This window comes from Neoroseomonas rubea, from assembly GCF_016106015.1.
Lineage (GTDB): Bacteria > Pseudomonadota > Alphaproteobacteria > Acetobacterales > Acetobacteraceae > Neoroseomonas > Neoroseomonas rubea.
On sequence record NZ_JACADQ010000127.1, the window covers coordinates 1 to 10,596 of the forward strand.

At 70.8% G+C, this 10,596-nt stretch carries 9 protein-coding genes; 6 read left to right on the forward strand and 3 right to left on the reverse strand.

Annotation, left to right across the window (positions count from 1 at the left end):
* A partial coding sequence (locus HW577_RS13360) for a hydantoinase/oxoprolinase family protein (protein WP_198376631.1) occupies window positions 1–1,908 on the reverse strand: 1,908 nt, incomplete at its 3' end.
* 142 nt (window positions 1,909–2,050) lie between these two features.
* Window positions 2,051–3,694, reverse strand: coding sequence for a hydantoinase B/oxoprolinase family protein (locus tag HW577_RS13365; RefSeq protein ID WP_198376632.1), 1,644 nt, complete (start codon window positions 3,692–3,694; stop codon window positions 2,051–2,053).
* 99 nt (window positions 3,695–3,793) lie between these two features.
* Here HW577_RS13365 and HW577_RS13370 point away from each other — a divergent pair, with 99 nt between their 5' ends.
* The 6 genes from HW577_RS13370 to HW577_RS13395 all read left to right on the forward strand — a co-directional run bounded on the left by HW577_RS13370 (window position 3,794) and on the right by HW577_RS13395 (window position 9,135).
* Complete coding sequence (locus tag HW577_RS13370) at window positions 3,794–4,732, forward strand: SMP-30/gluconolactonase/LRE family protein (protein ID WP_198376633.1); 939 nt, start codon at window positions 3,794–3,796, stop codon at window positions 4,730–4,732.
* Between the two features lie 61 nt (window positions 4,733–4,793).
* Window positions 4,794–5,921: an ABC transporter substrate-binding protein gene (locus HW577_RS13375; protein WP_198376634.1), complete on the forward strand. Its 1,128-nt coding sequence runs from the start codon at window positions 4,794–4,796 to the stop codon at window positions 5,919–5,921.
* Window positions 5,922–5,928: 7 nt separating this feature from the next.
* Window positions 5,929–6,798: a branched-chain amino acid ABC transporter permease gene (locus HW577_RS13380; protein WP_198376635.1), complete on the forward strand. Its 870-nt coding sequence runs from the start codon at window positions 5,929–5,931 to the stop codon at window positions 6,796–6,798.
* Entirely contained in the window at window positions 6,795–7,670 is an 876-nt protein-coding gene (locus HW577_RS13385; protein WP_198376636.1) for a branched-chain amino acid ABC transporter permease, read from the forward strand. The genes HW577_RS13380 and HW577_RS13385 overlap by 4 nt, the downstream gene beginning before the upstream one ends.
* Complete coding sequence (locus HW577_RS13390; RefSeq protein WP_198376637.1) at window positions 7,667–8,425, forward strand: ABC transporter ATP-binding protein; 759 nt, start codon at window positions 7,667–7,669, stop codon at window positions 8,423–8,425. The genes HW577_RS13385 and HW577_RS13390 overlap by 4 nt, the downstream gene beginning before the upstream one ends.
* On the forward strand, window positions 8,422–9,135 hold the full coding sequence (locus HW577_RS13395; protein ID WP_198376638.1) for an ABC transporter ATP-binding protein: 714 nt from the start codon (window positions 8,422–8,424) through the stop codon (window positions 9,133–9,135). Before HW577_RS13390 ends, HW577_RS13395 begins: the two co-directional genes overlap by 4 nt.
* Here HW577_RS13395 and HW577_RS13400 read toward each other — a convergent pair.
* Complete coding sequence (locus HW577_RS13400; RefSeq protein ID WP_198376639.1) at window positions 9,132–10,517, reverse strand: DHA2 family efflux MFS transporter permease subunit; 1,386 nt, start codon at window positions 10,515–10,517, stop codon at window positions 9,132–9,134. The two genes, HW577_RS13395 and HW577_RS13400, sit on opposite strands and share 4 nt — an antisense overlap.
* Between the last annotated feature and the right edge of the window lie 79 nt (window positions 10,518–10,596).

Sequence of the window (10,596 nt, forward strand, 5' to 3'; positions counted from 1 at the left end):
CCCGCCGGCGGCCGCCCTCCGGGGTTCTGGTGCGTCTGGAGTTCGGACGCGTGCCCCTCCGACCTGCGCGGCACCCGCCGGCGCCGGCGGCACCGGCATCGGCGGCAGCCGGCCGATCACGGCAAGGCGGGCATTCACCAGCACCACCTCCTCCCCCTTCAGCGCGTAGGTGAAGAGGGATTCGTGGCGGGCGTGGAAGGCCTCGGTCACGCGCTGCGTCAGGCCAGGCGTGTCCCAGGCCACATCCTCGAGCGGCACGGCGATCTCGAAGACCTGCTCGCCATAGCGCATGTCGGCGGCGCGGCGCGTCTCCACCGCGCCACCGAACCAGGCTGCGACACGGGCGCGGCCTTCATCCTCCAGCCCCGCCCAGATGGCGCGCAGCGCGTCGTCGGCCGGTACGCCGCCGGTGCCGATCTCGCTGCGCGCCATCTCGTAGCGCAAATCCGTGTGCAGCATGCCCCAGGCCGAGAGCCCCGCGGCGAAGACCGGCACGGCGACGCGACGCATGCCGAGTTCCCGCGCGACGGCGCTGGCATGCAGCCCCGCGGCACCGCCGAAGGCGAGCAGCGTGAAATCCCGCGGATCGACGCCGCGACGCACGGTCGCAACGCGGATGCCGTCCGCCATGCGGACATTCGCCAGCCGATGCACGCCTTCCGCCGCGGCCATGGCATCGATGTCGAGCGCGGCGCCAAGCCGCTCGAACGCCTTCAGCGCGCCATCGCGATCCAGTTGCCGCGCGCCGCCGAGGAAATTCGCCGGGTCGAGATAGCCGAGCACCAGGTTGGCGTCCGTCACCGCCGGTTCCGTCCCGCCCTGGCCATAGGCGACCGGCCCCGGCACCGCGCCGGCGCTGCGCGGGCCCACCTGCAGCGTGCCGCCGGCGCCGACATGGCCGATCGACCCGCCGCCCGCGCCGAGCGTCACGATGTCGAGGCTCTCCAGCGCGATGCGCTCGCCCCCCACCGTGCGGCCGCGGCCGAGTGCGGCTTCGCCATCCTGCACCAGCGCGATGTCGGTCGATGTGCCGCCGACGTCGAAGGTGATGAGATCCTCACCCACCCCTCGCTGCGCGAGCGCCACCCCCGCCGCGACGCCGCCCGCGGGACCCGACAGCGCCGTTCCAGCGGCCAGACGCGCCGCTTCCTCCACCGGCGCGACGCCGCCATGGGAGAGGATGACGAAGACCGGCCCGCCATAGCCAGCATCGTTCAGCCTGCCCCGCAGCCGCGCGAGATAGCGCGAGACGATCGGGCCGACATAGGCGTTCACGCAGGCGGTCGAAAAGCGCTCAAACTCCTTGATCTGCGGCAGCACCTCGGCGCTTGTCGTGACGAACACGCCGGGCAGCGCGGCGCGCACCGCATCGGCCGCGGCGCGTTCATGCGCGTCGTCGCGCCAGGAATGCAGGAAGCAGATCGCCACCGCCTCGACCTGCGCTTCCTTCAGCCGCGCGATGGCGGCGTCGAGCGATGCGCGATCCAGCGGCTGTTCCACGCGCCCGTCGGGGCGGATGCGTTCGCGCACGGGCAGGCGCAGCCGGCGCGGCACCAGCGCGGGGGCGGCGGGCAGGCGCAAATCGTAGCGTTCGGGCTTGAGGCCCTCCCGCATCTCGATCACGTCGCGATGCCCCTCGGTGGTGAGCATCGCCACGCGCGCGCCCTTGCGTTCCAGCAGTGCGTTGGTCGCGACGGTGGTGCCGTGCACGATCCGCTCGGTGCGCGCGAGGAGGTCGGCCAGCGTCAGGCCGAGGCGGTCGGCGAGCACGGCGAGGCCCGAGACGACGCCTTCGCTCTGGTCGGCGGGGGTGGAGGCAGCCTTGGCGAGCGTCGTCGCGCCATCGGCGGCGACGCAGACCACGTCGGTGAAGGTGCCGCCGACGTCGATGCCGATGCGGTAAGTCATGTGAAGTGCGGGGGAGGGAACTCCCCCGCCCCCCCTCCTTTCTTTATCTGTTGGGAACTGACTTCGGAGGTCAGTCTCCAAGTGACAAAAGAAGGAGGGGGGCTCGGGGGGAGTTCCCTCCCCCCGACCTTTCTTTCCCGCTTCACAGCAACCCCTCCTCCGCATCCCTGGCCCGCGCTTCTGGGTCACGCTTCTCCGGCGGCCCCCATCCGCCACCGCCACCCGCGCGCACATGCAGCACGTCGCCCGGCATCAGCGCGATGCCCACTTCCTTGGTGCGCAAATCCCGCGACGTGCCATCCGCGCGGCGCAGCGTGTAGTGGTGCGGCGCCGCGTCTCGCCCGCCGAGCATTCCCGCCGCGCCGTACTTCACGCCGTCGCCCGCGGTGTTGGCGACGGAGGGGCCATCCGTTTCAAGGCGAAGTTCGAGTTCGCCCCCGAGCCCGCCGCGATAGGTGCCATCCCCCGCGCTGCCCGGGCGGAATTCGTGCTTCGCGAAGAACAAGGGAAAGCGCGCCTCGGCCATCTCCACACTGCCGAACTTCAGCCCGCCCGCGGAGTGCCACTCGCCCGCCGTGGACCAGCCATCGCCCTTGGAGGATCCGCCACCGCCAGGGCGCGCATGGAACAGGTGCCAGACGAAGGGCCGGTCCGCGCGGCGCGCGTCGCGCCCCTTGATGGCGATGCGGAAGCGCCTTCCCCAGCCGCCCATGGCACGCTCCGGGCAGGCATTGGCCAGCGCCTTGACCACGGCCTCCACGATCTCGTTCGAGCAGTGGGAGGTGCACATGGTCACGGGCGCGCCTTCGCGCGGCAGCACGATGGTGCCTTCCTTCGCGATGATCTCGATGGGGCGGAAGCACCCGTCGTTCTTGGCGACCTCCGGGTCGAGTAGGAAGGCGATCGCCATGCGCACCGCGCTGACGGTGTTGGGCCAGGAGGAGTTGAGGAAGGAGGGCACCTGCGGCGCGGAGTCCGACAGGTCGACAGTGATCGAATCGCCCTGCTTCACGACGCGGGCGCGGATCGGGATGTCGGTCTGGCCGAAGCCATCATCGTCGAGGAACGCCTCCCCGCGCCATTCGCCATCCTTCCAGGTGGCGATGATGCGCCGCGCATGCGCTTCCGAAAGGGCGAGGATGGCGGCGACGGCGGCCGCGGTCTCGGCGGTGCCGTGCCTGGCCAGCACGGCGAGCAGGCGCTTCTCGCCCAGATGCGCCGCGCCGATCATCGCCATGAGGTCGCCGCGGACCTCGCGCGGCAGGCGCGTGTTGGTGACGATCATGCGCACCAGGTCGGCGCGCGCCACGCGCCCCTGGCCGAGCAGGATCGGCGGCAGCCGCAGCCCTTCCTGGAAGATCTCGGTCGCGGCGGGGTTGTAGGCGCCGTGCGTGCCGCCGCCGATGTCGGTGTGGTGCGCGCGCACGACGGAGAAGAACAGCAGCCGCCCCTCGCCGAAGACGGGGACGATGATGGTCAGGTCCGGCAGATGCGACCCGCCGTGATAGGGGTCGTTCAGCAGGTAGATGTCGCCGTCGGCGATGGCATCCCCGAACGCCTCGCGCACCGCCTGCACGGCGAAGGGCATGGCACCGACATGGACCGGGATGTGGTCCGCCTGGGCGAGCAGCCGCGCTTCCGCGTCGCAGAGCGCTATGGAGAAATCGCGGGAGGAGTTCAGGATCTGCGAATAGGCGGTGCGCAGCATCGCCTCCCCCATCTCCTCAACAATGGCGCGGAAGCGGTTGTCGAGGACCGACAGGGTGACGGGATCGGGCTGGCTCATGCGCGAACGGTCCGGCGCGCGGGCGCCGCCGTCAAGGCTTCGCAGCCATCCGATCGCGGTCCATGATCCGGCCCAACGAGGCAAGGGGAAGGAAGCGCCATGGCCATCATCGTCGAGAACCCGGATCTGCGCATCGTCACGGACGGGCTGCGCTTCCCGGAAGGCCCGGTCGCGATGCCGGACGGGTCGGTGGCGCTGGTCGAGATCGAGGCGCGGCGCGTCACCCGCGTCGCGGCGAATGGCGCCAAGAGCACCATCACGACAGTGGGCGGCGCGCCGAACGGGTTGGCGCTCGGCCCGGCCGGGATGCTGTATGTCTGCAACAATGGCGGCTTCTCCTGGCATGACGAGCCGGGGATGCTCCGCCCCATGGGGCAGTCGCCCGACTATTCCGGCGGGCGGATCGAGCGGATCGACCCCGCGACCGGCGCGGTCGAGACGCTCTATCGCGCCGTGGACGGCCGCCCGCTGCGCGGTCCGAACGACCTGATGTTCGACGCGCATGGCGGCTTTTGGTTCAGCGATCTGGGCAAGGTGCGCGCGCGGGACCGCGACCATGGCGGCGCCTATTGGGGCGCGGCGGATGGCTCGCGCGTGGTCGAGGCCGCCTTCCCCATCTTCGGCGGCGCCAACGGCATCGGCATCAGCCCGGATGGCAGGACGCTGTATGTGGCAGAGACCGAGACCGGCCGGCTCTGGGCCTGGGATGTCGAAGGGCCCGGCCAGCTGCGCAAGGACCCCTGGCCGTCGTCCAATGGCGGGCGCGTGCTGTGCCAGTTCCCCGGCTATCGGCGGCTCGACAGCATCGCGATCGCGGCGTCGGGCAACATCATCGTCGCCACGCTGGTGAGCGGCGAGATCACGACGGTCTCGCCCGCCGGCGAGATCCTGCGCGTGGTGAAGATGCCCGAGCGGATGCCTACCAACATCTGCTTCGGCGGGCCCGACATGCGCACCGCGTACATCACCCTTTCCACCAGCGGGAAGCTCGCCGCGATGCAATGGGACGAGCCCGGATTCCGCCTGCCGCACGGTTGACACGGCCAGGGCGCGGGCAGAGGCTTCGCACCAACAAGCAAGCCTTGAGGGAGTGAAGTCCATGACCGGTCCGCTGATCGCGCGCCGCGCGTTGCTCGGCACGGCGCTCGCCGCGCCCTTCATCCGCCCATCCTTCGCGCAGGGCTCCGATCCTTACGTGATCGGCACGCTGTTCCCGATGAGCGGACCGAACGGCGAATACGGCAAGCTGTTCACCGACGGCGCCGCACTCGCCATCGAACACGCCCGCGCCGACGGCACGCTGCGCCGGCCCATGCGCATCCAGGCCGAGGACACCCAGGCCCTGCCGCAGCAGGGCGTCATCGGCATGAACAAGCTGGTGAACGTGGACCGTGCACATTACGTGCTCGTCGGCTTCACCGCCGTCTCGAAGGCCGTCGCGCCGGTGGGCGACCGCGCCAAGACCGTCATGGTCAATGGCGGCGCGGTCGGGCCGGATCTCGCGGGGCTGTCGCCCTATTTCTGGAACGTCATCCCGCTCGCGCACCTGGAAACGCAGGCCTTCCTGCCCTTCCTGATCCGGCGGAACCTCAAGCGCATCGCGCTCGTGTACGTGGACGACCCGCTGGGCGACGCGATCCTCGGCCTGCTGCGCACGGAACTTCCCAAGGTCGGCGGAGAACTGGCCGGCACCTTCTCCATCCCGCGCACGGCGCAGCAATTCGGCCCCGTCGCCGCGCGGGTGCGCCAGGCGCGGCCGGACGCGGTCTATGTCGCCTCCTTCGGCGCGCAGCAGGCGCAGATCATCAAGGGGCTGCGCGACAACGGCATCTCCCAGCCGCTGATCGGCTATTCGGCGCTGTCGATCTCCTCCGTCACCTCGATCCCCGAGGCGGAGGGCGTGATCTTCACCAGCCAGAAGTTCGACTACACCGGCGGGTCCGAGATCACGCGCCGCTTCGCCACCGACTTCAAGGCGCGGCACAATGCCGACCCCGGCACCTACAACGCCAACTACTACAACGCGACGCGGCTGTTCGCCCTGCTGGCGCGGGAACTCGAACGCGAGAACGCGGCGGTCAACGGCGACAGCCTGCGCGCCACGCTGCTGCGCGTGCGCGAATTCGACCTGGTGGGCGGCAAGGGCACCTTCGACGACCAGGGCAACATGTCGGCGGAGATCCAGGTGAACGAGATCCGCGGCGGGCGCGTGGTGCCGATCGCCTGATCCGCCCGTGCTGTTTCTCCAGCTCCTGCTGCAGGGCATCCAGACCGGGGCCCTGTACGCGCTGACCGCGGCCGGCTTCGCGCTGATCTTCGGCGCGACGCGCATCTTCCATTTCGCGCACGGCATCTCCTTCACCCTCGCGGGCTATGCCTTCCTCTTCGCCTGGAACGCGGGCTGGCCCTGGTGGGCGGGTTCGCTTGCGGGCGTGCTGGCGGCAACGCTGTTCGGGCTGGCGATGGAACGCGTCGTCTATCGCCCGATCCAGCGGCACGAGGGGTCCTTCTTCACCGTCTTCGTCGCCGCCTTTGGCGTCGCGGTGGTGGTGCAGAACCTGGTCGGCATGCTGGCGGGACGCGGCTTCGCGAGCGTGGACACGCCGCTGTCCCGCGCCACGGAGGTCATGCCCGAAATCTTCCTTGCCCCGATCTTCTGGATCGCGATCGGGGTGGCGGTGGTGCTTTTCGTCGCCCTCTCGGCCTTCCTCACGCGCACCCATGCCGGCGTCGCGCTGCGCGCGCTGGCGCAGAACCCGGATCTGCTGCGCGCCTATGGGCTTTCGTCCAACCGGCTGTCGATGCTCGCCTTCGCGCTGGGGTCCGCCATGGCCGCCCCCGCGGCCGTGCTGACGGCGATGACGACCGGGCTGAACGAGGCGATCGGCCATCACGTCATGCTGATCTCGATGGCGGCGACGATCGTGGGCGGCGTCGGATCGCTGCGCGGCGCCGCGCTTGCGGGGCTGATGCTCGGCGTCGCGGAATCGGTCGCGCTGCAGTTCGTCGACACGCAATGGGCCGAGGCCGTCTCCTTCCTCGTGCTCTTCGCCTTCATCATCTTCCGGCCGAGCGGCTTCTTCGGGGTGGTGCAGACGCGATGACGGCCTATCTCGCCAACCTCGCCACGCTTGTCGCGATCTTCGGCATCCTCGCCGCGACGCTGAACTTCGTGGTCGGTTTCGCCGGCATCTTCTCGGTCGCGCATGCGGTGTTCTTCGGCCTCGGCGCCTATGCCGGGGCGCAGGTCGCGCTGCAATTGTTCCCTGACGCGCTGCTCGCCTGCCTCGTCGCCGCGATCGTAGCGGGCGGGCTGTCGCTCTGCCTCGCCTTGCCGGCGCTGCGCGTGCGGGGGGAATACTTCGTCGCCGCCTCGCTCGGCCTGCAGATGATGGCGACGACGCTGTTCTCCGAAGCCAAGGCCTTCACGGGCGGCATCGGCGGGCTCGTCGCCATCCCGCGCCCGACGGTCGCGGGGGTGGAGGTCGGCGTGCTGCCGCTTGCGCTCGCGGCACTCGCGCTGATCCTGTTCCTCACGGCACGGCTGCAGCGCGGCGCCTTCGGCCGCACGCTGCAATCGATCCGGGACGCTGAGAGCGCGGCCGAGGCGCTCGGCAAGAATGTCGCGGCGGCGAAGACGCTCGCCGTCGCCTTCGCCTGCGCGGGTGCCGGCATCGGCGGCGCGCTCTTTGCGCTCCACCTGTCCTTCGTGAATGTCGAGAGCTTCACCATGGACCAGTCCGTGCTGGTCATGGCGATGGTCATCATCGGCGGCACGGGCACGCTGTGGGGGCCGCTGATCGGCGCGATCCTGTTGCTCTCGCTGCCCTCGGGCCTCGCCTTCCTGCCCTTCATCCCGGCGACCGAGGTCGGCGCCGTGCAGCAGATCGTCTACGGGCTCGCCATGACGCTGCTGATGATCTTCCGCCCCGCCGGCCTGGTCGGCGACCTGTCGAAGGGGCGCGCGACAGCATGAGCGAGATCCTGCTGAAATCGGAGAACCTCGCACGCGCCTTCGGCGGGCTGCAGGCGGTGGCCGGCGTCTCGCTCTCCCTGCCCGCAGGGCGCGTCACGGCGCTGGTCGGGCCGAACGGCGCGGGCAAGACGACGACCTTCAACCTCATCACCGGCAATCTTCGCGCCGATTCCGGCACGGCGCAGATCCGCGGCCGGCCGATCATGGGGCTGAAGCCCTGGCAGGTGGCGCGGCTCGGTGTCGCGCGATCCTTTCAGGACCTTCGCCTCTTCACCCACGTGACGGTGCGGGAGAATGTGCTCGCCGCGACCGAGACGGCGTCCTGGTTCTGGCAGCCCGGCGGGTCGCGGGCGCGCCGGCAGCGGGAGGACCGAGCGGCGGCCGCGCTCGAGGCGACCGGCCTTGCCGCGCTTGCCGATGCCCGCGCCATCGACCTCGCCTATGCCGAACGGAAGTTCCTGTCGATGGCGCGCATCCTGGCGGCCGAGGCCGATATCTGGCTGCTCGACGAACCTGCCTCGGGGCTCGACCTCGCCTCACGCCTCCGCTTCGGGGAATTGCTGCGCGCGGCGACGGCGCGCGGCGTCGCGATCTGCCTGATCGAGCACAATCTCGACGTGGTCGCGGAACTCTCGGACCGCATCGCCTTCCTCGACCAGGGCCGCGTGCTGGCGGAAGGGGAGCCGCAGGCGATCCTGCGCGACCCGGCGCTCGCCGCCATCTATTTCGGCGACCGGCCGCAGGAGGCGGCGTGAGCGACATCGCACTTCAAGCGCTTGGCCTGTCCGCCGGCTTCGGCGGGCGGGAAGTGCTGCAGGATGTCTCCCTCACGCTCAAGGCCGGGGAGATCCTCTGCCTGATCGGCCACAACGGCGCGGGGAAATCCACGCTGCTGCGGGTGCTGTTCGGCCTGCACCGGCCATCCGCCGGCACACTGCGCGTCTTCGGCGCGACGCCCGCGCCCTACACGCCGGCCGCCCTCGGCGCCGCGGGCGTGGCACTCGTGCCGGAAGGGCGCGGCGTGTTTCCCGACCTGACGGTGGAGGAGATCTTCGGCCTCGCGCTGTGGTCGGCGGGCGTGCCCTCCTCCGGCCAGAAGGAGCGGATCGAGGAGGTGCTGGAGGTGCTGCCCCGCATCCGCGAGTTCCGCACGCGGCGCGCGGGCACGCTCTCGGGCGGGCAGCAGCAGATGGTCTCGATCGGCCGCGCGCTGCTGACGCGCCCGCGGGTGCTGCTGCTGGACGAGCCTTCCATCGGCCTGGCGCCAAAGTTGTTCCAGGACCTGATCCGCCCGATCGCGGCCCTGCGCGAGACCCGCGGCATGTCGATCCTGCTGGTGGAGCAGAATGTCCGCGAGGCCTTCGCCGTGTCCGACCGCGTGCTGGTGATGCGCTCGGGCCGCTTCATCTTCGAAGGCGCGCCGGCGGAGCTCGACGACCATGCGAAGCTGATGGAGCTGTTCTAGCGCCGGTGCCCCGACACCTCCGCCCCCGCATCCGGCGCGAGCCGCGCATGCAGCGGGATGGAGGCCAGCACCACCACGGCGGCCACCAGGAAGCCGGTCGAGAAGTCCGCCACCGCCAGCCCGTCCCGCCCATGCAGCGCGAGCGAGGCTTCGAGCGTCGTCGTCGCCAGCACCACGCCGAGCGCCGGCGTCAGCTGCTGCAGCGTGCCGTACAGCGCCGTCGCGCGCGACATGCGCTCGGTCGGCACATCGGCGAAGGCGAGCGTGTTCAGCGCCGTGAACTGCAGGCTGCGCGCCAGCCCACCCGCGGCGAGCAGCAGGAAGATCGCGATGCCCGGCCAGGCCGGCGTCAGCAGCGCGAGCGCGGCGATCCCCGCCGCCGCCAGCACGCCATTCGCGAGCAGCGCCGCGCGGAAGCCCGTGCGCTTGAGCAACGGGCGGACCAGCGGCTTCATCGCGAAGGCGCCGAGCGCCGTGGCGAAGGAGACGAAGCCGCTTTCCGTCGCACTCATGCCGAAGCCGATCTGCAGCATGATCGGAATCAGGAACGGCACCGCGCCCGCGCCGGTGCGGAACAGGCTGCCGGCGACCGCCGGGTCGCGAAAGGTCGCGATGCGGAACAGGGAAAGATCGACCGCTGGCTGCGGCACGCGCCGGCAATGCCGCACCGCGAGCGTGCCCGCCACGAGCCCCAGCGCGAGCCCCGCCCAGGACATCCAGCCGGGCACGACATGCCGCCCCACCGTCTCCAGCCCGAACATCAGCGCGGCGAGCGCCACCCCCGTCAGCACCAGCCCCACCACGTCCGGTGGCCCGGGGCGCGTGGGCGCGACATGCGGGATCTTCCATGCGACCAGCACCACGCCGAGGATGCCGATCGGCACGTTGATCCAGAACACCGCGCGCCAGGAGAACAGGTCGGTCAGCAGCCCGCCCAGCGGCGGGCCCGTCACCGGCCCGAGCAGCGCGGGCATGGTCAGCCAGGCCATGGCGGACAGCATGTCCCGCTTCTCGACCCCGCGCAGCAGCAGCAGGCGCCCGACGGGCACCATCATCGCCCCGCCCACCCCTTGCAGCACGCGGAAGGCGACGAGCTCGCCCAGCCCCTGCGCCCGCCCGCACAACAACGACGCGGCGACGAACACCAGGATGGCGAGCATGAAGACGCGCTTCGCGCCGAAGCGGTCGGCGATCCAGGCGGAGAAGGGGATGAAGACGGTCAGCGAGACGAGATAGGCGGTGATGGCCGCGCCGAGCCGCGCGGGATCCTCGTTCAGGTCGCGCGCCATGGAGGGCAGCGCCGTCGCCAGCACCGCGCTGTCCAGGTTCTGCATGAACAACGCGGAGGCGACGATCAGCGCGACTCCGCGATGGTCCTTCATGCCCCTTGGGGGGAGAAGGGAACTTCTCCCCCCACACCCCCCTCAACCTTCTTTGACACGAAAAAGAAGGGAGGGGGTT